The sequence below is a fragment of the Pseudonocardia sp. P1 genome, assembly GCF_000178675.2.
Taxonomy (GTDB): Bacteria; Actinomycetota; Actinomycetes; order Mycobacteriales; family Pseudonocardiaceae; genus Pseudonocardia.
This window is the reverse complement of the sequence record NZ_ADUJ02000001.1, coordinates 5620960-5644659: the sequence shown is the minus strand read 5'-3', so window position 1 is coordinate 5644659 and position 23700 is coordinate 5620960. Positions and strand designations below refer to the sequence as shown.

The window sequence follows — 23700 nt, the reverse complement described above, 5'->3', positions numbered from 1 at the left end:
CGTGACCGTCCAGGACCACGGCCCGCGGCGCCCGGTGGCCCGCGGCGCCGCGGGATTCGTCACCGGCTCGCCCCGCCGGCTCACCCCGGTGTCCCGGTGGGTCGCCGACGAGCTGCTCGGTGGCCGCCCGCGCAGCGGCGCCGGCCGCACCGCCACGACGATCTCCGAGGCGCGCGCCGCCGACGCGGGCGATCCCGGCGTCGCCGCCCACCGGGCGCTGCGCCGCGAGGTGTTCGGCCGGGAGCAGGGCCTGTTCCCCGACACCGGGACCGGCGACCTCGACGACCACGACGCCGACCCGCGCACCGTCGTGCTCCTGGCGCACGACGCGGCGGGGACGCTGCTCGGCGGCGTCCGGCTGGGACCGGCCGACCCGGCGGCACCGGACGTCGGGTGGTGGACCGGCAGCCGGCTCGTCGTCGCACCGTCGGCGCGGCGGATCGCCGGTGCCCGGCTCGGTGCGGCGCTGGTCCGCGCGGCGTGCGCCCGCGCCGAGTCCGCGGGGGTGCTCCGGTTCGACGCCGACGTGCAGCTCCCGAACGCCGCGATGTTCACCCGGCTGGGCTGGGAGCGGGTCGGCGACACCGTGACCGCCGGAGCGCCGCACGTGCGGATGCGGTGGCCGATCACCCGGGTCCGCGCCCTCGCGACGGCGACGAAGGCCCCGCTCGGGGCGCTGCTCGGCGGGCTCGGCCCGGCCGGGTTCGTCGGCGACGACGGCGCTCCCGTCCCGGGCACCGACGTCGTGGCCTGCTGCGACGCGATCGTCCCGGCGATGGTGGAGCGCGACCCGGAGTGGGCGGGCTGGGCCGGTGTCCTGGTCAACGTCAACGATCTCGCCGCGATGGGCGCCGCCCCGGTCGGGCTGCTCGACGCGGTCGGTGCGCGGGACGCGTCGTTCGCGCACCGCGTGCTGTCCGGGGTGCGGGCGGCCGCCGACGCCTACGGCGTCCCGCTGCTCGGCGGGCACACCCAGCTCGACGTCCCGGCCGCGCTGTCGCTGACCGCGCTGGGCCGCACGGACCACCCGGTCCCGGCCGGCGGTGGCCGGACCGGGCACACGGTGCGGCTGACCACCGATCTGGGCGGCGGCTGGCGGCCCGGCTACCACGGCCGCCAGTGGGACTCGACGACGTCGCGGACCCGGGCCGAGCTGGCGGCGACGGTCGGGGCGATCGGTCCCGCCGCGAGGCACCGCCCCGCCGCCGCGAAGGACGTCTCGATGGCCGGCATCGCCGGGACGCTCGGCATGCTCGCCGAGGCGTCCGGCACCGGTGCCGTGCTCGACGTCGCCGCCGTCCCCCGCCCCGGCGGCGCGAGCGTCGGCGACTGGTTCACCTGCTTCCCCGGGTTCGGCCTGCTCACGGCGGACGACCCGGGCGCCCCCGCGATCGACGCCGGGCCGGCCGTGTCGGCCGCGTGCGGCGAGCTCGTCGCGGGGACCGGGGTCCGGCTGCGCTGGCCGGACGGCGAGGAGACCGAGGCCGTGCCCGGCGGCGTCACCGGGATGGGCCCGGCCGCCGGAGAGGAGATCGCATGACCACGACGACGTTCGCCGCCGCCGCGCAGGGCTTCGTGCGCGACCTGGACGAGGACTTCGCCCGGGTCGCGGCGACGATCGCCCAGGCCCGCTCCCGGGGCGCGGACCTGCTGGCGCTGCCCGAGGCCGCCCTGGGCGGGTACCTGTCGTCGTTGCACGGCGCCGTCGACGACGTCCCGCCGCAGCTCGACCCGGACGGGCCGGAGATCCGCAGGCTCGTCGGCCTGGCCAGGGACATGGTCGTCACCGCGGGGTTCTGCGAGGCCGGGGACGCCGCGTCCGCCGGGCTGCCGTACAACAGCTGCGTCGCCGTGACCGGCGACGGGGTGCTCGGCAGGCACCGGAAGGTGCACCAGCCGCTGGACGAGAACCACTCGTACGCCGCCGGGGACCGGTTCGCCGCGTTCGACACTCCGGTCGGGCGGATCGGCATGATGATCTGCTACGACAAGGCGTTCCCGGAGGCGGCCCGCGCCCTGGCGATGGACGGTGCGAGGACGGTGGTGTGCATGTCGGCATGGCCCGCGTCACGGACGGACCGGGCCCCGGTCCTCGCCGACGACCGCTGGGCGCGGCGGTTCGACCTGCACGACCGCGCCCGCGCGCTGGAGAACCAGATCGTGTGGGTGTCGGCGAACCAGGCCGGGACGTTCGGCGACCTGCAGCTCGTCGCGAGCGCGAAGGTCGTCGACCCGGGCGGTGAGGTGCTCGCGACGACCGGGAGCGAGGCGGGGCTCGCCGTCGCGTCCGTCGACGTCGACGCCGCCGTGGAGGCCGCCCGCCGGTTCATGGGACACCTGCGCGACCGGCGTCCGGCCGCGTACGGCCCCGAACCCGTCGCCGCGGGGGCGTGAGCGGGGTGCGGGTCGCCGCGGCAGCCGCCAACTTCACCCGCGACGTCGCGTTCGACCTGGAGCGGATCGGCGTGATCATCGCGCACGCCCGCGACGCCGGGGTGTCGGTGCTCGCGCTGCCCGACGGCGCGCTCGGCGGCTACGTCCACGACCTGCGCAATCCCGACCCGACCGACCGGTCGGTGCTGCCCCCGGAGCTGGACCCGGACGGCCCCGAGGTGCGGGCCGTGGCGGAGATGGCCCGGGAGATGGTCGTCTGCCTCGGCTTCTGCGAGGCGGGCGCGGTGGAGGGCGAGCGCTACAACGCGGCGGTCTGCCTCACCGGCGACGGTGTGCTGGGCCGGCACCGGAAGGTGCACCAGCCCGCGGGGGTCGCCGCGCTGTTCGCCGCCGGTGACGGGTTCACCGCGTTCGACACCCCGGCCGGCCGGATGGGGATGCTGATCGACCACGACAAGACGTTCCCGGAGTCGGCCCGCTCGCTGGCCCTCGACGGCGCCCAGCTCATCGCCTGCCCGTCGGCGTGGCCGACGTCGCTGACCAACCGGGCGCCGCGGATGGCGCAGGACCGGCAGGCCCGGCTCTTCGATCTCTACGACCAGGCCAGGGCCGCCGAGAACCAGGTGCTGTGGCTGTCGGCGAACCAGAGCGGGCGAAACGGGTCGCTGCACTTCCTGGGCCGGGCGAAGGTCGTCGGGCCGGGTGGGGACGTCCTCGCCCGGACCTGGTCGAAGGGCGGTCTCGCGGTCGCCGACGTCGACCCGGACGCCGTGATCGGCGCGGCCAGGGCCGTGCTGCACCACCTGAAGGAACGCCGCCCCGACCTCTACCGCGACTGAGGGGCGGCTGATGCGTACCGACCGGCTCCGTATCCGGCTGTCCACCTACTCGACGAAGCCGCGCGGCGGCGTGGTGCACACCCTCGCGCTGGCCGAGGCGCTGGCGGCGGCCGGGCACGACGTCGAGGTCTGGTCGCTCGCCCGCGGCGGGGACACCGGGTTCTTCCGGCGGGTGGCCCCGGACGTCGGGGTGCGGCTCGTGCCGGTCCCGGACGTCGACGGCGAGTCCGTCGGCGCCCGGATCCTCCGCTCGATCGACCTGCTGGCCGACGCGCTGGGGTCCGCGCCGGAGGTGGACGTCCGGCACGCCCAGGACTGCCTGTCCGCCAACGCCGAGGGCCGCGCGCACGGCGACGGCTCGCTGCTGCGCACGGTGCATCACCTCGACGAGTTCACGACCCCCGAGCTGGCCGCCTGCCACGAGCGGGCGATCGTCTCCCCCGCCGCGCTGGTGTGCGTGTCCCGCGCGGTCGCCACGGAGGTGCGGGACGGCTGGGGCCGCGACGCCACCGTGATCGGCAACGGCGTGGACGCCGCCCGGTTCGCCCGGGCCGCGGACTCCGGCGCCGGGACGGCCTGGCGCGCGCGGTTCGGGAGCTACGTCCTCTCGGTCGGCGGGATCGAGCCGCGCAAGGGCACCGGCGACCTCGTCGAGGCGATGGCGCTGCTCCCGGACCTGCGGCTGGTCGTCGGGGGCGGCGAGACCCTGTTCGACTACCGCGGCTACCGGGCCGGCGTGCTCGCCCGCGCCGACGCGCTCGGCGTGCGGCCCGAGATCCTCGGCCCCGTCGACGACGACGAGCTCCCCGGCCTGATGGCCGGTGCCGCCGCGTTCGCGTTCCCGTCGGTGAAGGAGGGCTTCGGCCTCGCCGCGATGGAGGCGCTCGCCGCCGGGGTCCCGCTCGTGACCCGGGACCTGCCGGTGCTGCGGGAGGTCTTCGACGGCGCGGCCCGGTTCGCGGCCGAGCCGGCCGGGTTCGCCGCGGCGCTGCGGGCGGCGGTCGCCGAGCCGGACCCGCACCGGGAACGGGCCGGCCGGGAGCTCGCCGCGGCCCACTCGTGGGCGACGGCCGCGGACCGGCACCTGCGCCTGTACGAGGACTTCCTCGGCGCGGGGGTGCCTTGCCCGGTCCGGTAACGTGGTCGTAACACGACGCCGTGTACCGGAGGTGGCCGATGTCCGAGCAGCTCACCGACGTCGTGCCGCTCTGCCGGGCGGTCCGCCGCGACGACCTCCCGGGGGTGCACTGCCCGCACTGCGCCTCCCCCGTCGACGACGACCTCCCCACCGTCGTGCTGACCCTGCCGGTCCCGGCGCTGCTGACCGACGGTGAGGTGCTCGCCGGGGAGCTGTGACGCCCGGCGCGGCGCTGTGACGCCCGGTGCGGCCCGGTCCGGCGACGCCCTGTGCGGCGCGGCTCAGCCCGGTCCGGCGCAGCCCAGCTCGGTGCGGCGCGGCCCAGCTCGGTGCGGCGCGGCCCAGCTCGGTGCGGTGCGGCCCAGCTCGGTGCGGTGCGGCGCGGCCCAGCCCGGTACGGCTCGGCCCAACCCGGCGCGGCACGGCTCGGGTGCGGCGCCGTCCGGCCCGGCGCGACCCGGCGCCGGGTACCGGACAGAATCGCTTCCCCAGGCAGCGATTCTGCACGAGCACACCCCCGGTCCCTCGGGATCGCACCTCCGAGCACCGATCCGGCCGGGACCGACCCGGCCCACCCCCGAGAGATCGCTGCCTCACGCAGCGATTCCACGGAACCCCCCCCTACCCGCCGCGACCGGAGCACCGGCCGCCGGCCGCCGGCCACCGGTCCGCGAGCCGGGGCGTCGCGGACCCCGCCGCCGGGCCCGCCACCGGACGGCGGTCCGGGGCCGTCACCGTCGGCTGGGCGGGCCGGCCAGTGCGTCGAGCAGGGCGCGCAGGTCGTCGGCCATGTCGATGCCGGCCGGGTCCCCGGACTCCCGGTCGAGCAGCCACTGGATCTGCAACCCGTCGGCGGCGGCGACCAGCAGCCGCGCGAGCCGCTCCGGGCCGAGTCCGGCGGCGCGCTCCGTGGCGCGTCCCGCGGCCGTCCCAGCCACCGGCTCTGCGGCCGGCTCTGCCACCGGTCCTGCGGCCGGTCCTGCGGCCGGTCCTGCGGCCGGTCCTGCAGTCGGAGCTGCGGCCAGCTCCTCGGCCAGCCCTGCCCGCAGACGCTCGTAGCGGCGCGCGAACCAGTCGTGGGCGGCGTGGTCGGGGTCGGTGGCCTCGGCCGAGGTGACGGCGTGCAGCCGGACGAGATCGGGCTCGGCCGCGTTCGCCGCCACGGCGTCGAGCAGCCGTTCCGTGCCGGTCCCCGTGCCGGCGCGCTCGTCGCGGGCGGCGAGGACCGCGGCCAGCAGGGCCTGCTTCGAGCCGAAGTAGTGGAACAGCGTCGGCTCGGTGACGCCGACCCGGCGGGCGATCTCCTTCGTCGACGACGCGTGGAACCCGCCCTCGGTGAACACCTCGAGGGCGGTCGCGAGGATCTGCGCGCGTCGCCGTTCCCCCTTGGCGTACCGCCCGCGGGCCCGTCCTCGCTCGTCCCCCGGTGGCGTCGTCACACCGGTCACGCTAGCCCGGCCCGATCCCGAGTGTCACTCGGGATTCGACGGTACGGTCGCGGGCATGGCACACGTCGACGAGGAACTGCTCGGCACCCTGATCGCGACGCTCGACCTCGAGCGGAAGGTCCGGCTGCTCACCGGCGCCGACTTCTGGTCGACACCCGCCGAACCGGCGATCGGGCTGCGGCGGATGGTGCTGTCGGACGGGCCGTCCGGCGTCCGCGGGGAGAGCTTCGACGAGCGGGAGCCGTCGCTGTCGCTGCCGTCGTCGTCGGCGCTCGGTGCCACCTGGGACCCGGCGGCGGCCCGGCGGTACGGCTCCGCGCTCGGCGCGGAGGCCCGGCGGCAGCACGCCGACGCCGTCCTCGGCCCGACGATCAACCTGCACCGCACCCCGTACGGCGGCCGGCACTTCGAGGCGTTGTCCGAGGACCCGCTGCTCACCGCAGAGCTGGCCGCGGCGTACGTCGAGGGACTGCAGGCGCACGGTGTCGCGGCGACCCCGAAGCACTACGTCGCCAACGACGCCGAGACCGAGCGCTTCTCGGTCGACAACCGGGTCGGCGACCGGGCGCTGCGCGAGCTGTACCTGGCCGCGTTCGAGCCGGTGGTGACCCGGGCCGGTGCGTGGGCGGTCATGTCGGCCTACAACGCGGTCAACGGCACGACGATGAGCGAGAACCCGCTGCTCGCCGAGCCGCTGACCGGCGAGTGGGGGTTCGACGGCCTGGTGATGTCGGACTGGGGCGGGGCGCGCAGCACCGAGGCGTCGGCACGCGCCGAGCAGCACCTCGTGATGCCCGGCCCGGTCTCGGCCTGGGGTGCGCGGCTCGTCGAGGCGGTCCGCGACGGCCGCGTCGGTGAGGACGTGATCGACGGGAAGGTGCGGCGACTGCTGCGTCTCGCGGCCCGGGTCGGCGCCCTCGACGGCGTCCCACCGCAGGTCACGGAGCCACCGCCCGCCGAGGACGGCGCCGCCGTCGCCCGGGAGCTGGCCGCCGCCGGATCGGTGCTGGTCCGCAACACCCGGGCGGACGGCGCCGCCGAGCTGCCGTGGGACCACGCCGTGCCGGGGTCGGTCGCGGTGCTCGGGCACAACGCGGCCCTCGCCCGCACCCAGGGCGGTGGGAGCGCGACGGTGCGGCCCGCCGCCGTCGTCTCCCCGCTCGACGGGCTGCGGGCCGCGCTCGGCGCGGACCGGGTGCGGTACCGGCTGGGCGCGCAGGTCGCGGAGGGGGTGCAGCCGTTCGATCCGGCGTCGATCACGAATCCCGTGACCGGGGGCTCGGGGCTGCGCGCGGTGTTCCGCGACGTCGGCGGGGCCGCGTTGCGGACCGAGGACCGGCTGAGCTCCTCGCTCATCTGGATGGGCGCCGAGATCCCCGAGGGCACCGACCACGTCGAGATCGCGCTCCGCTGGGACGCCCCGGCCGGCGCCCACCGGCTCGGGGCCGCCGCGGTGGGGCACGTCGTCCTCGTTGCGGGCGGCACGACCGTGCTCGACGCCGACGGCGTCCTGACCGGCGACGAGGGGCCCGGGGCGGCCATCTTCGAGGCACCGTCGGTGACGGCCGGTGTCACCACCGACGGCCCGGTCGACCTGGTGCTGCGCTTCCGCCCGTCCGGTCAGGAGGCCGGGATGCCGCTGGTCGCGGTCACGGTCGGTGAGGAGACCGTCGTCGACGACCCGGACGCCGAGATCGCCGCAGCGGCGGCGCTGGCCGCGGGGACCGACGTCGCCGTCGTCGTGGTGGGGACGAACGACCGGATCGAGAGCGAGGGCTTCGACCGCTCCACGCTGGCGCTGCCCGGACGGCAGGACGACCTCGTCCGCGCGGTCGCCGCGGCGAACCCGCGCACCGTCGTCGTCGTGAACTCCGGCGCGCCGGTGCTCCTGCCGTGGCGTGACGAGGTCGCCGCGATCCTGCTCGGCTGGTTCGGCGGGGAGCAGTTCGGGGAGGCCGTCGCCGACGTCCTGCTGGGCGCCGCCGAGCCCGGCGGGCGGCTGCCCACGACCTGGCCGGGCACCGGCCGGGAGCGGTCGGTGCTGTCCGGGGTCCCGTCGGACGGGGTGCTGCGCTACGACGAGGGCGTGCACGCCGGGCACCGGAACTGGCTGCGCCACGGCGAGACACCGGCGTACCCCTTCGGGCACGGTCTCGGCTACACGACCTGGACCCTCGACGGCATGTCGGTCGGCCGCTGGTCGGCGGACGGGATCGACGTGACCGTGACCCTCACCAACATCGGCGACCGCCCCGGGCGCCAGGTCGTGCAGGCCTACCTGTCCCGGGACCGCAGCGACGTCGAGCGCCCGGCACGGTGGCTCGCCGGATGGGCCGTCGTCGACGCCGCCCCGGGGACGACGACGGTGACCGTCCCGGTGTCCCGCCGCGCGTTCCGGCACCGGACGGGGACCGGCTGGGCCACCGAGCCGGGCACCTGGACGCTGCACCTCGGCTTCTCGGTGACCGACACCCCGCTGGCCGCGGAGGTCACCACGACGTGACCCCCGCGGCCGGTGCGCGGGTCAGGCGTGCGCGGCCTTCAGCAGGTCCGAGCACTTCTCCCCGATCATCATCGTCGTGATGTTCGGGTTGATCGCCGGCAGGAACGGCATCGCCGACCCGTCCGCGACGCGGAGGTTCTGCACCCCCCGCACCCGCAGCTGGGGGTCCAGGACCGCGGTCCGGTCGTCGTCGGTGCCCATCTTCGCCGTGCAGGCCGGGTGGTAGACGGTGTTGTGGGTCTTCATGATGTAGTCGGCCAGCTCGTCGTCGGTGACGGCGTCCGGGCCGGGTGCCAGCTCCGCGGCGACCCACTCCTTCAGCGCCGGCTGCTCGGCGATCCGCCGCGCCAGCCGGATCCCCTCCGTCATCACGCGCATGTCGTGACCCTCGGGGTCGGTGAAGTAGCGCGGGTCGACGCGGGCCCGGTCGCGGAAGTCCCGGGTGCGCAGCCGGACGGTGCCGCGCGACCGCCCGCGGGTGACGTTCGGTGTGAGGCAGAACCCGTTGTCGGTGGTCGGGTAGCCCCAGCGCAGCGTGTTCATGTCGAACGGCACCGAGCCGTAGTGCATCATCAGGTCCGGCCGGTCCAGGCCCGGGTCGGTGCGGTGGAACAGCCCGATCTCCCACCACTGCGTCGACTCGGTGACCATCGGCTTCGCGGCGTCCCAGAACACCAGGCCCTCGACGTGGTCGTCGAGGTTCGACCCGACCCCGGGCAGGTCCGAGAGCACGTCGATGCCGAACTCGCGCAGGTGGTCGCCCGGGCCGATGCCGGACAGCATCAGCAGCTTCGGGGTGTCGATCGCACCCGCCGAGAGGATCACCTCGCGGTCGGCGAGGACGGTCTCCCGGCCCGGGCCGATCCCGCGCTGGTACTCGATCCCGGTCGCCCTGGTGCCCTCGAACAGCACCCGCGACGCCCAGCAGTCGGTCCGTACCTCGAGGTTCGGGCGCGACCCCAGGACCGGGTGCAGGTACGACGCCGACGACGACGCCCGCGTCCCGTCCGGGAACGAGTTGATCTGGAAGTACCCGGCGCCGTCGGTGACGGTGTGGCCCTCGTTGAACCGCACCGTCGGCATCCCGACCTCGGCGGCCGCCGCCAGCACGGCGTTCCCGCACGGGTCCTTCGAGGGCACCTGCATGAGGTTGACCGGGCCGGAGCGACCGTGCCCGGACCACTCGCCGTCGTTGGTCTCCAGCCGGGTGATCAGCGGCCAGCACTCGTCGGCCGACCAGCCGGTCAGGCCCAGCGACGCCCACTCGTCCAGGTCCTCGCGCGGGGTCCAGAACGCGATGCACGAGTTGTGCGACGAGCACCCGCCGAGCACCTTCGCGCGGGCGTGCCGCATGTGCGAGTTGCCGCGCTCCTGCGGCTCGATCGGGTAGTCCCAGTCGTAGCCGGAGTCGAGCAGGTTCATCCAGTCGGTGAGCTTCAGGATGTTGTCGTCGCCCACGTCGGACGGGCCGGCCTCCAGCAGCAGCACCCGCGTCGACGGGTCCTCCGACAGCCGCGCGGCGAGCGCACAGCCCGCCGACCCCCCGCCGACGACGACGTAGTCGAACCGGTCCGTCATGCCTTCTCCCCCATGCCTTCGGAAATCTCCTTCGCTCTGTGTTCGGGCAGGCAGCCCAGCTGGTGACGGCCCTTCAGGCGGAACCAGACGAGCCCGGCCGACGCCACCACCCCGATGAAGATGAACGCGATGAACCGCAGCCATCCGGTGCCGTAGACCTCCTCGCGCGGCCACGCCAGGTTCAGCGCCATCGCCGCACCCCAGCACACCGCCAGGATGTTCACCGGCAGCCCGAGACGGCCGAGGGTGAAGTACCCCTTCTGCCCCTCGTCGGGCCACTGCCCGCGCAGCCGCCGGATCAGCATCGGCACCGTGACCAGCAGGTACGCGATGTAGATCATGATGATCGCCACGCTGGTGACCGCGGTGAAGACCTCCGGCACCCCGACGTTGGCGAGCAGGATCAGGATCGCCACGGCCCCGATGACGATCGCCGGGACGACCGGCGTCTTGTGCTTCGGGTCGATCCGGGCGAGCACCGAGCCCGCGGGCAGCCCGTTGTCCCGGGCCATCGCGAACATGAGCCGGATCGCCGCGGTGTGCACGGCGAGCAGGCACACGATCACCGCGATGCTGATCGTGATCAGGAAGATCCGGCCGATCGTGCCGCCGGCGACCTGGAGCAGCACCAGCTGGCCGCCGCCGTCCTTGCTGCCCAGCCGCGGGTCGGAGAGGTCCGGCGCGGCCAGGATGATCCCGAGCAGGATCAGCCCGCCGAGGACGAACGACGCCACGACGGCACGCAGGATCGCCGCCGGCGCGGTCCGCCGCGGGTCGACGGTCTCCTCCCCGAGCGAGCTGGCGGTGTCGAATCCGTACATCACGTAGGCCGACGCCAGCGCCGCCACCAGGAACGTGCCGAAGTAGCCGCCGCCCCCGGTCGTCGGTGGCGTCTCGAACAGCACCGAGACCGGGTTGTGGATGCTCAGCAGCAGCGCGACCACGATCACGACGGCGGCGATGAGCTCGATGAACACGCCGGTCGAGTTGATCCGGGCCATCAGCTTCACGCCGATCGCGTTGATCACCGTGGTGAACACGATGAGGATCGCGCCGAGCAGCACGCCGTTGACGGCCGCGGAGCCCGGGTCGGCGGCGTCGCCGATCAGCTGGAAGCCCGACCAGATCTGCGGGAACGTCAGCTGGGCGGCCAGCGCGACCGCCGACAGCGACACCACCGACGCCGTGAACATCATCCAGCCGGCCATCCACGACGTCGTCGGGCCGGCGAGGCGCTTCGACCAGTTGTAGACCGACCCGGCCACCGGGTAGCGCCCGGCGAGCTCGGCGAACGACAGCGCCACCATGAACTGGCCGGCGAACACCATCGGCCACGACCACCAGTACGCGGCACCGACGGTGCCGAAGCCGAAGTAGAACAGCTGGAACGTCCCGGTCAGGATCGAGATGTAGCTGATCCCCGCCGCGAAGCTCGAGAACTTGCCGATACTGCGGTCCAGGGTCTGGCTGTAGCCGAACTCGGCCAGCCCTCCCCCGTCCCCGTCACCACCGTGCGTCGCTGCCGGCTTGACCGGCTCCGGGCTGCTCACAACTGCACCTCACTCCTGACCCGAGAACCACCTCTGCGGCTCGGGTGCCGTGTTCTGCCAGATGTGCTTGATCTCCTGGTACTCCGCGAGCCCGGTCGGCCCGAGCTCGCGACCGTTGCCGGAGCGGCCCATGCCGCCCCACTCCGCACCCGGGAAGTACGGGTGGAAGTCGTTGATCCAGACGGTCCCGTGCCGCAGCGCGTTCGCGACCCGGTTGGCCCGCCCCATGTCCTGGGTGAAGACCGCGCCGGCGAGGCCGTACTCGGTGTCGTTGCCGAGCCGGATCGCCTCGTCCTCGGTGGTGAAGCGCTCGACCGTCAGGAGCGGGCCGAACGTCTCCTCCTTGATCAGCCGCGAGCCCGGCGCCAGGTCGGTGATGACCGTCGGCAGGTAGAAGTAGCCGTTCTTCAGCTCGGGGGCGTCCGGACGGGCGCCGCCGCAGCGGATCGTCGCGCCCTCCGCGCGCGCCGCGGCCACGAAGTCCTCGATCTTCGCGAGGTGCGCGGCCGAGACCAGCGGGCCGACCTCGACGCCGTCGGCCAGGCCGTCGCCCAGCCGGATCAGCTGCGCGCGCCGCACGATCTCGTCGACGACGGTGTCCGCGACCGAGTCCTCGATGATCAGCCGGGCGCCGGCCGAGCAGACCTGCCCGGAGTGCAGGAACACCGCGAGCATCGCGTAGTCCACCGCGAGCTCGACGTCGGTGTCGGCGAAGACGATGTTCGGGTTCTTCCCGCCGAGCTCGACGGCGGTGCGCTTCACGGTCTCCGCGGAGGCCCTGATGATCTTCTGACCGGTGCTGAGCCCGCCGGTGAAGGACACCATGTCGACGTCCGCGTGCTCGGTCAGCGGCGCACCGACCGACGGCCCGTCCCCGAGCACGATGTTGACGACGCCCGCCGGGATCCCGACCTCCTCGCACAGCTCGACCAGCGCGATCGACGTCAGCGGCGTGACCTCGCTCGGCTTGATCACCATGGTGTTGCCCGCGGCGATCGCCGGGGCGACCTTCCAGGACAGCTGCAGGAGCGGGTAGTTCCACGGCGTGATGAGGGCGCAGACCCCGACCGGCTCGTGCACGATCCGCGAGACGACGGTGTCGCTGCCGGTGTCGACGATCCGGCCCGCGTCCTTGTCGGCGAGACCGGCGTAGTAGCGGAAGACCGCGGTGACGTCGTCGACGTCCTGCCGTCCCTCCGCGATCGTCTTGCCCGTGTCCAGGGTCTCCGAACGGGCGATCTGCTCCCGGTCACGCACCAGCAGGTCCGCGATCCGCCCGAGGAGCGCCCCGCGCTCCCCGGCGGAGGTGGCCCGCCACGGCCCGTCGTCGAACGCGCGACGGGCGGCGGCCACCGCCCGGTCGACGTCGTCGGGCCCGGCCTGGTCCACCTCGGTGACGGTGGAGGCGTCGTAGGGGTTGATCACCGGCGCGGTTCCCGCGGAGCCGGTGGTCCAGGTTCCGTCGATGTAGAGGCTCGGCACCGGGGCAGCGTTCACCTGCGGCGGGAAGAGCGCAACCCGGTGTCGCGCCGGATGATCATGCTCACGCGCGGGCGGGCACCGCACGCTCCGGCGGGCCCGGGGGTACGGTTGCGCCATGGGCAACCCGGTGCGTACCCGTGAGTCCGGGGTGCAGTCGGTCGACCGCGCCATCACGCTCCTGGAACTCATGGCGCTCCGGGGCGAGGCGGGGGTGAGCGAGCTGGCCGCGGCGCTCGACGTGCACAAGTCGACGGCGTTCCGGCTGCTCGGCGCGCTCGAGGAGCACGGGCTCGTGGAACAGATCGGCGACCGCGGCAAGTACCGGCTCGGCTTCGGGCTGATCCCGCTGGCCGGCCGGGTCGCCGAACGCCTCGAGGTCACGACCCAGGGGCGTCCGGTCTGCGAGGAGCTGGCGTCCCGGCTCGGCGAGACCGTCAACATCGCCATCCCCGACCGTGGCTACGCGGTGAACGTCGACCAGGCCCGCGGCCCCGCGATGGTCACCACCTACAACTGGCTCGGACGCATCACCCCGATGCACAACACCTCCAGCGGGAAGGTCCTGCTGGCCGCAGCCCTGACCGAGGATCCCGACGCGATGCCGGACGACGTGCCGGCCCGCGGCCGCAAGAAGCTCACGACCGAGCTCTCACGGGTCCACGAGCTCGGCTACGCGTGGTCGATCGAGGAGTTCGAGACCGGGCTCAACGCCGTCGCCTCCCCGGTGCGGGACCACTCCGGCACCGTCGTCGCGGCGCTGTCGGTGTCCGGGCCCGCCTACCGGCTGCCTGCCGAGCGCATCGAGGAGATCACCACCGACGTCGTCGCGGCGGGCCGGGAGATCAGCCACCGGATGGGGTTCTGGCAGCACGACTGACGGCTTGCGTCAGAGGCGTTCCAGCACCGGCGGGAGGGTGCGCTCGACCTCGTCGCCGATCCGCTCGAACTCGCGCCGCAGGAACGGGGCGGCGAGCTTGAGCAGGCCCTTGAACCGCAGGTCGGCGCGGTAGGTCACGGTGCTCCCGCCGTCGTCGGTCGGCTCGACGACGAGGTCGTCGGTCGCCGTGACGGTCGCGCTCTCCCCGACGAAGACCAGCCGCGCACCGGCGGCGTCGACCAGCGTCACGTCGAGCTCGGTCTCCCTGCCGTTGAACACCGACACGGTGTGCCAGGTCGCACCGACCCCGATCGGGCCGCCGTCGTCGGACCGCGTGCACGACTTCGTGCCCGGGTCCCAGACCTCGCTGTGCCCGAAGTCGGCCAGGTAGCCGAGAACGGTCTCGGGAGGGGTGGACACCGTCATCACCCGCTGGACGCCGACCACGACGCTCCTCTCACCCCGACCCGGTCGGCGGAGATGGTCTCACGCCGCCCGAGCAAGATCGAGAGCGACGCCGGGTTGTGACCGCTGATCGCGACCGCGATCGGCTTCCGGCGTTCCGCCGCGCCGCCCGTGCCGCCCGGCGCAGACTCCGGCTCTCCGGCGGGGCGTGCCGAGCACCCGCCGGTGGACGGGAGGAGTGCCGGGTGCACGACGCCGACGGGACGGGGACCGCCCGGGTCGAACCGGAGCGGCTGGTCGCGGCCGCCGCGCGGTACGACGCGCTCGCCGCGACGCTGACCGCGGCCGCCGCGGCCGTCCCGGTGACGGTGCCCGACGCCGGGTTCGCCTCCGCCGGCGCGGCGGCGGCGCTGGACGCCGGCCTGGTCGCCGCGGTCCGAGCGGACGCCGGTCGCGCCGCCCGGACCGCCGGGGCACTGCGGGCGACGGCGACGGCCTGGCGTTACGCGGACGACGCCGCCGCGACCTCCCTCGGCGGGTGAGAGCACCGTGCCGTCGCTCGCGGAGCTCCTCGCCGCCGATCCCGGGTCCTGGCTGCGCCGGGCCGGGGCCTGGGACCGGCTGGCGGCGACGCTGGCGGCGGAGGCCGACGACCTCGACCGTCCCGGGTCCGCGGCCCCGCCGGCCGACTGGAGCGGCGCCGACGCCGACCGGGCCCGCGCCGCCCGCGACGCGCTCTGCCGCCGGCTGCGCGCCGGTGCCGGCACCGCCGGGCACGCCGCCGGGGTGCTCGGCAGGCACGCCGGCGAGGTGCTCGCCGCCCAGCGCCGCGTGGTGCTGGCCGCGCTCGACGTGCACCCGGTGCTGGAGGTCGACCTGGTCACCGGCGGGGTGCGGCTCGCACCGGGGGCCGTCGGGTTCCCGCAGGTCCTGCAGGTGCCGGCGATGGCGCTGACCGGCGGCAGGCTCGCGCTGGACCTCCTCCGGTGGAGCAGGGCGGTCCACGAGGCCGTCTCCGACGCCGCCCGGTCCGACGCGGCGGCGACCGCCGCGCTGCGGGCCGCGTCGGCCGGCGGCGACGGGCCGGTCGTGGCGTCGCCCGCGGCGGTCCCGGCCGGGCCAGGCGCGGCCCGCGCCTGGTGGGCGGGGCTGTCCGGCGACGAGCGGGACCGGCTGACGCGCACCCGTCCCGACCTGGTCGGTGGCACCGACGGGGTGCCGGTGGCCGACCGGGACCGCGCCAACCGGATCCGCCTCGATGCCGAACGCGCACGGCTGCGCTCGCTCGCGGCCCGGCAGCGGCAGGCGGGAGACCCGGCGGCCGCCGCCCGCACAGGGGCCGCGCTGGCGGGGCTCGACGCCGTCGCGCAGCGGCTCGCCCGCGGCGACGCGGCGCTGCTCGACGTGGGCGCCGGCGCGGGGCCGGGGCGGGTGGTGCTCGCCGTGGGCGATCCGGAGCGCGCCGCGCACGTCCTCACCCACGTGCCGGGCACCGGGGCGGGCTGGGCGTCGGTGCCCGAGGACCTGCGGCGCGTGGAGGCGACCCGGACCGCGGCCGGGACCGACGTCGCCGCCGTGCTCTGGACCGGCTACGACGCTCCCGCCCACCTCGCGGCGGCCGCCTACGACGAGCCGGCCCGCTCCGCCGCCGGGGACCTGCGGCGGTTCCAGGACGGGCTGCGTGGCGGGCACCACGGGCCGGTGCACCTGACCGTCGTCGGCCACTCGTACGGCTCGACGGTCGCGGGGCGGGCCGCCGCCCCGGGGTTCGCCGTGGACGACGTCGTGTTCGTCGGCAGCCCCGGCGCCGGCGTCCGCCACGCCGGGGAGCTCGGCGTCCTGTCCGACCGGGTGTGGGCGACGACGGCGCAGCACGACCCGATCTCGCGGGTGCCCGGCGGCGAACTGTTCGCCACCTCGCGGGGTCTCGGGCCGAACGGGCTCGCGCACGGGGCGAACCCGGCGGCGCCCGGGTTCGGCGCCCGGATCGTCGAGTCCGCCCCCGGCGCGGCGCTGCCGCGGCGCGACGACCCCGCGACCCCGACCGACGAGTCCGCGCCCGCCTCCGCACACAGCGCGTACTGGGACCCGGGTTCGCCGAGCCTCACCGCCTTGGGGAAGATCGTTTCGGGGCGCGCGGGCGAATCATGACCCTGAGTGACGGTCAGACCGCTTTGCGAGGTGCCCGTCCGGCCATCCGGCGGCACCGCCGACGGCTCGAAGAACCAGCGATGATGCAGGTCACAGATAGTCGTCAGTCGATCAGCGACTACCCTCCCACCGGTTCGGGCAGGAGCAGTAGCATGCGGGCGTGACCGAGACCGAGAGTAAACCGGCGAGGCGTACCGGACGCCCGCCGCTGACCGACCGGGCGACGTTGCTCGCGGCTGCCCGCGACCTCGGCTTCTCCGACCTGACGGTCGGCGCCGTGACGGCCCGGGTCGGGGTCAAGTACTCGACGTTCTATCGGCACTTCCCCAGCCTGGAGTCCCTCGTGGCGGCGCTCGTCGACGACGTCGTCACCGACGACGCGTTCCCCGACACCGGGGGCCGCTGGCAGGACCAGCTCCTCGCCTTCACCGGGGCGACCTTCGACGTGATGGCCCAGCACCCCGGTCTCGCACCCGCGATGGTGCGGCTGCCGAACGCGCCGGAGGCGATGCTGGCGGCGTTCCGGCGGTGCACCGACCAGCTGATCGCGGCCGGCTTCCCGGCCGACGACGCGGTCCTCGGCGCCGGGACGGCCATGAACCTGGGCGTGCAGCCGTGGCTGAGCGCCGTCGGCGGCAGCGTGGGCGACGTCCCACGGCGTGACCAGGTGCTCGAGTCCGAGCAGCCGTTCGCACCGGAGGTCTGCGCGGTGTACCGCGACCAGGTCGACGACCCGCCCCGCGCGTGGACGCTCCGCCGGGTCGAGCTGCTGGTCGCCGGCCTGGAGACCCGCCTCGCGGGCTGAGCGCCCGCCGACGACCGGCCCGACACACGGAGACGCCCGGGGTGCTGAGCACCCCGGGCGTCTCTCGTCTGTCGGACGTCAGCCGGTCAGGAGGGCACGACCTGGTCCGCCTGCGGGCCCTTCTGGCCCTGGGTGACCTCGAAGGTCACGGCCTGACCCTCGTCCAGGCTGCGGTATCCGGAGCTCTGGATCGCGCTGAAGTGGACGAACAGGTCCTGCCCGCCTCCGTCCGGCGTGATGAACCCGTAACCCTTCTCGGCGTTGAACCACTTCACGGTTCCCTGTGGCATCCGGATGTCTCCTCGCGTATTGCCGGTACCTTCAGAGGGGACCCTAGCCCTCCTTCGCCCCGAGAGGGGCGCCGCGCCCCCAACAATGTGCGGCGCGTCGCGAGGAGGTGTCCGTTTCGTCCTGATCTTTCCGGGGATCCGGAGCGCCCGGGCCCCGTGCGCGGGCCCGTCCGTGCCGGTCAGGGACGGTCGCGGAGCTCGATGCCCGCGGGCGTCGTCGCACCGGCCAGGCCGCACGCGAGATCGAGTTCCGCGACGACGTTCTGCACGACCTGCGCGACGCCGCGCGCGCCGTCGAGCGCGAGGCCGTGCACGAACGGCCGCCCGAGCAGCACGGCCCGCGCACCGAGACGCACGGCCGTCGCCACGTCGGCGCCGGTCCGGACACCGCTGTCGAGCAGCACCGCCAGCCGGTCCCCCACCGCCGCGGCCACACCGGGCAGCGCGTCGAGCGACGCGACGGAGTGGTCGACCTGCCGTCCGCCGTGGTTGGAGACGACGACGCCGTCCGCCCCGGCGTCGGCGGCCCGGCGGGCGTCGTCGGGGTGCAGGACGCCCTTGACGACGATCGGCAGCCGGGTCCGCTCGCGGAGCCCGGCGAGATCGTCCCAGGACAGCTGCGGCCGGGAGTAGACCCGCAGGAACGTCTCCACCGCGGCACGCGGGACCGGCGAGCACAGATTCTCCAGGAACCCGCCGGGTGCGTTCCGGGAGATCTCGACGAGGGTCCGCACCGCCTGCGGGGTGACCTTCGGCGGGGGCCCGGTCCGGGGCGCGGCCAGGGTCTCCTCGACCAGCCGCCGGAAGACCGGGTCGGAGGTGTACTGCGCGATGCCGATGCCCCGGGCGAACGGCAGGTGCCCCAGGTCGAGGTCGCGCGGACGCCAGCCGAGCATCGTCGTGTCCAGGGTGACGACGACGGCCTCGCACCCGGCGGCCTCGGCGCGGGCGAGGAAGCTGTCGACCAGCTCGTCGGAGGTGGACCAGTAGAGCTGGAACCAGGTGGGCCCACCGGCCCGGACGATCTCCTCCGTCGGTGCACCGGCCTGGTTCGAGATCACCATCGGGACGCCGGCCGCGGCGGCACCGCGGGCGACGGCGGTGTCGGCACCGCGGCGCACGAGATCGAGCGCGCCGACCGGGGCGAGCAGCAGCGGAGCGGGCAGCCTGCGGCCGAACAGCTCCACCGAGAGGTCCCGCTCGCCGACGTCGCGCAGGATCCGCGGCACGACCTCCCGGCGGGCGAAGGCCTCCCGGTTGGCGCGCATCGTCGTCTCCGCACCGGCGCCGCCGGTGACGTAGGCGTCGGCGCGGCGGCTCATCGCACGCCGGGCGCGCCGCTCCAGCTCGGCGGGGCCGGTGGGGACCCGCGGACGCGCGCCGGAGACCCCCTCGCGGTAGATCCGTTCCTGCCGCGCCCGCCCCGGTGCCGTCACGTGCCCTCCCCCGTCGGAATCGTCGGTCAGGCTACGTGCCCGCGGTGCGGGTCCGAGGCGTTGAGCCTGCGGACGACGTCGTCGTAGTCGCCGCGGGCCTCGGCGTGCCGCAGGAACCCGACCCGCTCGACGAGCACCTCGCCGTCGTCCGGCCGGGTGTCGAGGATCTGCACCACCTCGGCGACGAACTCGTCCAGCGGCATCGCGATCGGGCTCTCCCGCTGGGTCGGGAGCAGGTCGGTGGCGACCGACGGCGGCACGATCTCGTGCAGCTCCACGGTCGTGTCCGCGAGCTGGAGGCGGAGCGACTCGGTCAGCATGTGCACGGCGGCCTTGGAGGCGTTGTAGCTGGGTGTCGCGCCGAGCGGGACGAACGCGAGCCCGGAGGAGACGGTCACGATCGTCGCGGCGGGGCGGGTCCGGAAGTGCTCGACCAGCTCGCCGATCAGCCGGACCGGGCCGAGCACGTTCGTGGTCACGACCTCCTCGGCGGAGGCCACGAACCCGTGGGGGGTGTGCCAGTCCTCGACGCGCATGATCCCGGCCATCGCGACGAGGACGTCGAGGTCCGGGTGCCGGTCGAGGACCTCCGCGACGGCCGTGCGGATGCTCGCCGGGTCGGCCGTGTCGATCTCGACGGCGTCCAGGCCGGGGTGCGCCGCGGTGAGCTCGTCGAGCAGTGCGCGGCGGCGGCCACCGAGGATCACGGTGTTCCCGCGCTCGCGCAGGGCGAGCGCCAGTGCCAGGCCGATCCCGCTCGTCGAGCCGGGGATGAAGACGGTGCGTCCGGTGATCTGCATGGGCACCACCGTCGCCGGGGGGACGGCGCCTCCGGCAGAGACCCGTCATCGGGGGATCACCGGTCCCTGGTCCGACGGCCGGACGGGAGCCGATACTCGGCGGCATGGACCGCGCCGCACTCGCCGACTTCCTGCGCCGGCGCCGGGAGGACCTGCGCCCCTCCGACGTCGGCCTGCCCGACGGGCCGCGCCGGCGGGCACCGGGCCTGCGTCGCGAGGAGGTCGCGTCGCTGGCGGTCATGTCGACCGACTACTACACGCGGCTGGAGCAGCAGCGCGGCCCGCAGCCGAGCGAGCAGATGCTCGCCTCGCTGGCCCGGGCGCTGCGCCTCGGCTCCGAGGAACGCGACTACCTGTTCCGGTGCGCGGGGCGCAACGCACCCGCGACGGCGCCGCTGTCCGGCCACGTCGCCCCGGCACTGCTCCGTGTACTGGACCGGCTGCAGGACACCCCGGCCATGGTCCTGTCCGTGCTCGGCGAGACGCTCGTGCAGAACGACATGGCCCGGGCGTTGTTCGGTGACCACGCCCGGCACACCGGGCACGCCCGCAGCGAGGTCTACCGCTGGTTCACCGATCCCGCCGAGCGCGAGCGCTACCCCTCCGACGACCGGGACCGGCAGAGCCGCGCACAGGTCGCGACCCTGCGCGCGGCCCTCGGACTCCTGGGGCCGGAGTCCCGGGCCGGCGAGCTGGTCCGGGTACTGCGCGACCGCAGCCCCGAGTTCGACGGCCTCTGGGAGCTCCAGGAGGTCGGCCGCCGGTTCGCCGACCACAAGACGCTGCTGCACCCCGAGGTCGGCCCGCTGGAGGTCGACTGCCAGGTGCTGTTCACCGAGGACCGGTCGCAGGCGCTGCTCGTGCTCACCGCGGCACCGCGCAGCGAGACCGAGCGGCGGTTCGAGCTCCTCGGGGTGATCGGCAGCCAGCAGTTCAGCGGGGACCGGTCCGCACCGGCAGGCTCGTGAGCCCGTGGATCAGCGTGCTCTCCCGGTGCGGGCCGGGCTCACCGCCGAGCGTCAGGTCCGGGAACCGTTCGAGCAGGGTGCGGAAGGCGACCTCGCCCTCCAGCCGGGCCAGCGGCGCGCCGACGCAGTGGTGGATGCCGTAGCCGAAGGCCAGGTGGCCCGAGGTGTCCCGGGTGACGTCGAGCCGGTCGGCGTCGGCGTAGCGCTCGGGGTCGCGGTTCGCCCCGATCAGTGAGACGAGGACGAACTGGTCGGCGGGGATCGTCGTGCCGGAGTACTCGACCGGCTCGGCGGTGAACCGGAAGGTCGCGAGGTTGACCGGGCCGTCGTAGCGCAGGAACTCCTCGACGGCGTTCGGCACGCGCTCCGGCTCGCGCCGGAGCAGGTCCCGCTGCGCGGGGTCGCGCAGCAGCGCGAGCATCCCGTTGCCGATCAGGTTGACCGTCGTCTCGTGCCCGGCGACGAGCAGCAGGAACGCCATCGCCGTCGTCTCGGCGTGGCTGAGCGAGTCACCGTCCTCCGAGGCCCGCACGATCTCGGAGAGCATGTCGTCGCCCGGGTTCGCGGACTTGTCGGCGACCAGCTCGGCGAGGAACTGCGCCATGGCGCCGGCGGCCGCCCCGCGCTCGTCGTCGCCCGCGCCGGAGAGGAGCGTGTTCGACCACTCGCGGAAGTCGTCGCGGCGGCCCTGCGGGACGCCGAGAATCTCGCAGATGACCGTCATCGGCAGCGGGAAGGCGAACTCGTCGAGCAGGTCGACGTCGGGCCCGGCGGCCTCCATCGCGTCGGCCAGCTCGTTCGCGATCTCCTCGATCCGCGGCCGCAGCCGGGCGATCGCGCGCATCGTGAAGGCCCGGCCGACGAGCTTGCGCAGCCGGGTGTGGTCGGGCGGGTCCGCGTTGAGCATGTGCTGGACCAGGGACTCGGCGAGCGCCCGGGCCGACGGGGCCTCCTCCTCGCGGGCGAGGATCTCCGGGATGCGCGCGGCGTCCTTGGCGAGCCGGGCGTCGTTGAGGGCGGCCCGGGCGTCGTCGTAACGGGTGATCATCCAGAACGTCAGGCCGTTGGGCGCGACGGCCCGCACCACGGGCCGGTCCACCCGCAGCTCCCGGTACAGCGCGTCCGGGTCGTCGAAGAAGTCCGCCCCGAGCCGGAGCGGCTCGGTGCCCTGCGTGGTGGTCATCGTCCGCTCCGTCCGGGTGCGCGGTTCGGTCCCTTCTAGACTTGCACAGCTTGTGCAAAAATGCACTCGTGATGAAGAGGTCCTCCGCCCGCGAGCGCAACCGGCGGTCGATCCTGGACGCCGCCAGCGAGGTGCTGCGGCAGGACCCGGAGGCGACGCTCGACGACGTCGCCGCCCGGGCCGGCGTCGTCCGGCGGACGGTCTACGGGCACTTCGCCAACCGGCAGGCCCTGCTGGTCGCGCTGGTGCACGCCGCGGCTGCCGACTTCGTCGAGCAGGTCGGGGAGGTCGACACCGCCGCGGCGGACCCCGCCACGGAGCTGGCCGCCGTCGTCGTCCGGACCTGGAGCACCGCCCGGCGCAACGGCCCCCTGATCACCCTCGCCCGGCAGACGATGGACGCCGAGGTGCGGGCCGCCATGACGCCGTTCCACGCCGTCATGGCCCGGTTGATCGCACACGGCCAGCAGTCCGGGGTGTTCGCACGTCACGTCGACGCAGCGATCCTCGGCGAGGTGCTGGAGAACGGCTCGGCGACCTACCTGCGGGCGGCGGAGAGCGGGCGGTGGGACGGCGACGAGACCGACGTCGCGCTCGGGCACCTCCTCACCCTCGGCGTCCCACCGGAGGCGGCGCGGGACGCGGTCGCCCGCGCGGTGCCGGCCGCCGGACGGCGATCGCGGCATGGTCATCCGGTCCCGCGCGGATTAGGTTAGGCGACACTCATCTCCTCGGACGAACGGGTCGACTCGTGTACCTCCGCCCCGCCCTGCGGCGTCGCCTGCGCACCGCGGTACTCCTGCCCCTCGCCACCGCCCTCCTGGTGGCCGGCTGCACGTCGTCCGGGGAGCCCGCTGCCCCCGGGCCGGCGACCGACGGTGGCGGCACGTTCCCCGTGCGGATCGACCACGCCTACGGCACCACCGAGATCCCGGCCGAGCCGACGCGGGTGATCGCGCTCGGCCTGTCCGACCAGGACCCGCTGCTGGCCCTCGGCGTGACGCCGGTCGCGGTGAGCCAGTGGTACGGCGACTACCCGAGCGCGACCTGGCCGTGGGCGCAGGACGAGCTCGGAGGTGCGACGCCGGTCGTACTGAACGGCGGCGTCCGCAACGAGGAGGCTCCCCCGCTGGAGGAGATCGCCTCCCTGCAGCCGGACCTGATCCTCAGCCTCTACAACGGGACCACCCGGGAGCAGTACGACCAGCTGTCGCGGATCGCCCCGACCGTCGTCCCCGACCAGCAGTTCACGAACTTCACCATCACCTGGCAGGAGGCCACCCGCGCCACCGGCGAGGCACTCGGCCGCGAGCAGGAGGCGGTCGGCCTGGTGCAGCGCGTCGAGGGCCGGTTCGCGGAGGCCGCCGCGCAGAACCCGCAGTTCGCGGGGAGGACCGCCGTCGTCGCGGAGCGGTTCGAGCCCGGCGCCAGCGTCGTGCGGTCCGGCAACGACGTGCGCGCCCGGTTCTTCGGCGGGCTCGGCTTCACCGTGCCGGGCGAGATCGGCGGGATCGCGCCCGACGAGTACGGCGAGATCGACGTCTCCGACGAACTCATGTCCGAGCTGTCCGAGGACCTCCTCGTGTGGAACATCGGCGCGTCCCCCGAGGTCCGGCCGGAGATCGAGAACAGCCCGCTCCACGCGGCGCTGCCGGTCGTGCAGCAGGGCAGGGTGCTGTGGATCGAGGACCCGGTCGTCTCCGGGGCGTTCAGCTGGGGAACGATCCTCAGCCTCGACTACGCGCTCGACGAGCTCGTCCCGCGGATCCGCGCCGTCGTCCCGCCGCAGTGAGCCCGGTGGTCACGAGTCGGGAAGGGACCCGGCCACATCCGGCCGCCGTGCTTCCCGATCG

At 74.8% G+C, this 23700-nt stretch carries 22 protein-coding genes; 13 read left to right on the top strand and 9 right to left on the bottom strand.

The genetic code is table 11. The features are described from left to right. Nucleotide 1: 1 nt before the first annotated feature. Genes PP1_RS26260 through PP1_RS26240 form a run of 5 tightly spaced genes read left to right on the top strand, consistent with a single transcriptional unit; the run spans nucleotide 2 to nucleotide 4589 of the window. Complete coding sequence (locus PP1_RS26260; RefSeq protein WP_249266017.1) at nucleotides 2–1540, top strand: MSMEG_0567/sll0787 family protein; 1539 nt, start codon at nucleotides 2–4, stop codon at nucleotides 1538–1540. Continuing rightward, entirely contained in the window at nucleotides 1537–2394 is an 858-nt protein-coding gene (locus PP1_RS26255; protein WP_010234493.1) for a carbon-nitrogen hydrolase family protein, read from the top strand. Before PP1_RS26260 ends, PP1_RS26255 begins: the two co-directional genes overlap by 4 nt. Then, nucleotides 2391–3233 (top strand): carbon-nitrogen hydrolase family protein, encoded by an 843-nt coding sequence (locus tag PP1_RS26250; protein WP_010234496.1) that lies wholly within the window; start codon nucleotides 2391–2393, stop codon nucleotides 3231–3233. The genes PP1_RS26255 and PP1_RS26250 overlap by 4 nt, the downstream gene beginning before the upstream one ends. A 10-nt stretch (nucleotides 3234–3243) precedes the next feature. Further along, nucleotides 3244–4371, top strand: coding sequence for an MSMEG_0565 family glycosyltransferase (locus tag PP1_RS26245; RefSeq protein ID WP_075314512.1), 1128 nt, complete (start codon nucleotides 3244–3246; stop codon nucleotides 4369–4371). Nucleotides 4372–4409: 38 nt separating this feature from the next. Further along, on the top strand, nucleotides 4410–4589 hold the full coding sequence (locus PP1_RS26240; RefSeq protein WP_075314514.1) for a hypothetical protein: 180 nt from the start codon (nucleotides 4410–4412) through the stop codon (nucleotides 4587–4589). A 513-nt stretch (nucleotides 4590–5102) separates the two neighbouring features. On the opposite strand, the gene PP1_RS26235 is transcribed toward PP1_RS26240, so the two are convergent. After that, nucleotides 5103–5810, bottom strand: coding sequence for a TetR/AcrR family transcriptional regulator (locus PP1_RS26235; protein WP_075315167.1), 708 nt, complete (start codon nucleotides 5808–5810; stop codon nucleotides 5103–5105). Between the two features lie 64 nt (nucleotides 5811–5874). Between PP1_RS26235 and PP1_RS26230 the strand changes: the two genes are divergently transcribed. Next, the gene (locus PP1_RS26230; protein ID WP_075314516.1) at nucleotides 5875–8322 is read left to right on the top strand and encodes a glycoside hydrolase family 3 C-terminal domain-containing protein; all 2448 of its coding nucleotides are present in this window, start codon (nucleotides 5875–5877) and stop codon (nucleotides 8320–8322) included. A 21-nt stretch (nucleotides 8323–8343) separates the two neighbouring features. Here PP1_RS26230 and PP1_RS26225 read toward each other — a convergent pair whose 3' ends face one another. The 3 genes from PP1_RS26225 to PP1_RS26215 are packed head-to-tail and all read right to left on the bottom strand — an operon-like array spanning nucleotide 8344 to nucleotide 12932. Next, on the bottom strand, nucleotides 8344–9900 hold the full coding sequence (locus PP1_RS26225; RefSeq protein WP_010225511.1) for a GMC family oxidoreductase: 1557 nt from the start codon (nucleotides 9898–9900) through the stop codon (nucleotides 8344–8346). Then, nucleotides 9897–11450, bottom strand: coding sequence for an APC family permease (locus PP1_RS26220; RefSeq protein ID WP_010225509.1), 1554 nt, complete (start codon nucleotides 11448–11450; stop codon nucleotides 9897–9899). Before PP1_RS26220 ends, PP1_RS26225 begins: the two co-directional genes overlap by 4 nt. Before the next feature lie 9 nt (nucleotides 11451–11459). Beyond that, complete coding sequence (locus PP1_RS26215) at nucleotides 11460–12932, bottom strand: aldehyde dehydrogenase family protein (protein ID WP_033198836.1); 1473 nt, start codon at nucleotides 12930–12932, stop codon at nucleotides 11460–11462. Between the two features lie 115 nt (nucleotides 12933–13047). On the opposite strand from PP1_RS26215, the gene PP1_RS26210 reads away from it, so the two are divergent. Next, nucleotides 13048–13809 carry an IclR family transcriptional regulator gene (locus PP1_RS26210; protein WP_010225505.1) on the top strand — a complete coding sequence of 254 codons (762 nt, stop codon included), beginning with the start codon at nucleotides 13048–13050 and terminating at the stop codon, nucleotides 13807–13809. Between the two features lie 9 nt (nucleotides 13810–13818). On the opposite strand, the gene PP1_RS26205 is transcribed toward PP1_RS26210, so the two are convergent. Continuing rightward, nucleotides 13819–14256, bottom strand: coding sequence for an SRPBCC family protein (locus tag PP1_RS26205; protein ID WP_010225502.1), 438 nt, complete (start codon nucleotides 14254–14256; stop codon nucleotides 13819–13821). 203 nt (nucleotides 14257–14459) lie between these two features. On the opposite strand from PP1_RS26205, the gene PP1_RS26200 reads away from it, so the two are divergent. From PP1_RS26200 to PP1_RS26190, 3 genes are all read left to right on the top strand, one after another. Next, nucleotides 14460–14756 carry a hypothetical protein gene (locus PP1_RS26200; protein ID WP_075314518.1) on the top strand — a complete coding sequence of 99 codons (297 nt, stop codon included), beginning with the start codon at nucleotides 14460–14462 and terminating at the stop codon, nucleotides 14754–14756. A 7-nt stretch (nucleotides 14757–14763) separates the two neighbouring features. Further along, the gene (locus PP1_RS26195) at nucleotides 14764–16365 is read left to right on the top strand and encodes an alpha/beta hydrolase (protein ID WP_075314520.1); all 1602 of its coding nucleotides are present in this window, start codon (nucleotides 14764–14766) and stop codon (nucleotides 16363–16365) included. Nucleotides 16366–16525: 160 nt separating this feature from the next. Continuing rightward, on the top strand, nucleotides 16526–17170 hold the full coding sequence (locus PP1_RS26190; RefSeq protein ID WP_010224267.1) for a TetR/AcrR family transcriptional regulator: 645 nt from the start codon (nucleotides 16526–16528) through the stop codon (nucleotides 17168–17170). Nucleotides 17171–17256: 86 nt separating this feature from the next. Here the strand turns inward: PP1_RS26190 and PP1_RS26185 are convergent, their stop codons facing one another. From PP1_RS26185 to PP1_RS26175, 3 genes are all read right to left on the bottom strand, one after another. Beyond that, nucleotides 17257–17460, bottom strand: coding sequence for a cold-shock protein (locus tag PP1_RS26185; protein ID WP_010224265.1), 204 nt, complete (start codon nucleotides 17458–17460; stop codon nucleotides 17257–17259). A gap of 179 nt (nucleotides 17461–17639) precedes the next feature. Next, a complete protein-coding gene (locus PP1_RS26180) occupies nucleotides 17640–18896 on the bottom strand; it encodes an alpha-hydroxy-acid oxidizing protein (protein WP_010224264.1) in 1257 nt (418 codons plus the stop codon). A 26-nt stretch (nucleotides 18897–18922) separates the two neighbouring features. Further along, nucleotides 18923–19696 (bottom strand): SDR family oxidoreductase, encoded by a 774-nt coding sequence (locus PP1_RS26175; protein WP_010224262.1) that lies wholly within the window; start codon nucleotides 19694–19696, stop codon nucleotides 18923–18925. Between the two features lie 104 nt (nucleotides 19697–19800). Here PP1_RS26175 and PP1_RS26170 point away from each other — a divergent pair, with 104 nt between their 5' ends. Then, nucleotides 19801–20664: a helix-turn-helix transcriptional regulator gene (locus tag PP1_RS26170; protein ID WP_010224260.1), complete on the top strand. Its 864-nt coding sequence runs from the start codon at nucleotides 19801–19803 to the stop codon at nucleotides 20662–20664. Here PP1_RS26170 and PP1_RS26165 read toward each other — a convergent pair. Then, nucleotides 20630–21847 (bottom strand): cytochrome P450 family protein, encoded by a 1218-nt coding sequence (locus PP1_RS26165; RefSeq protein ID WP_010224258.1) that lies wholly within the window; start codon nucleotides 21845–21847, stop codon nucleotides 20630–20632. The two genes, PP1_RS26170 and PP1_RS26165, sit on opposite strands and share 35 nt — an antisense overlap. Before the next feature lie 71 nt (nucleotides 21848–21918). On the opposite strand from PP1_RS26165, the gene PP1_RS26160 reads away from it, so the two are divergent. Both PP1_RS26160 and PP1_RS26155 read left to right on the top strand, forming a co-directional pair. After that, nucleotides 21919–22563 (top strand): TetR/AcrR family transcriptional regulator, encoded by a 645-nt coding sequence (locus PP1_RS26160; RefSeq protein WP_010224255.1) that lies wholly within the window; start codon nucleotides 21919–21921, stop codon nucleotides 22561–22563. A 35-nt stretch (nucleotides 22564–22598) separates the two neighbouring features. Then, nucleotides 22599–23639: an ABC transporter substrate-binding protein gene (locus PP1_RS26155; RefSeq protein WP_010224253.1), complete on the top strand. Its 1041-nt coding sequence runs from the start codon at nucleotides 22599–22601 to the stop codon at nucleotides 23637–23639. Nucleotides 23640–23700: the final 61 nt, after the last annotated feature.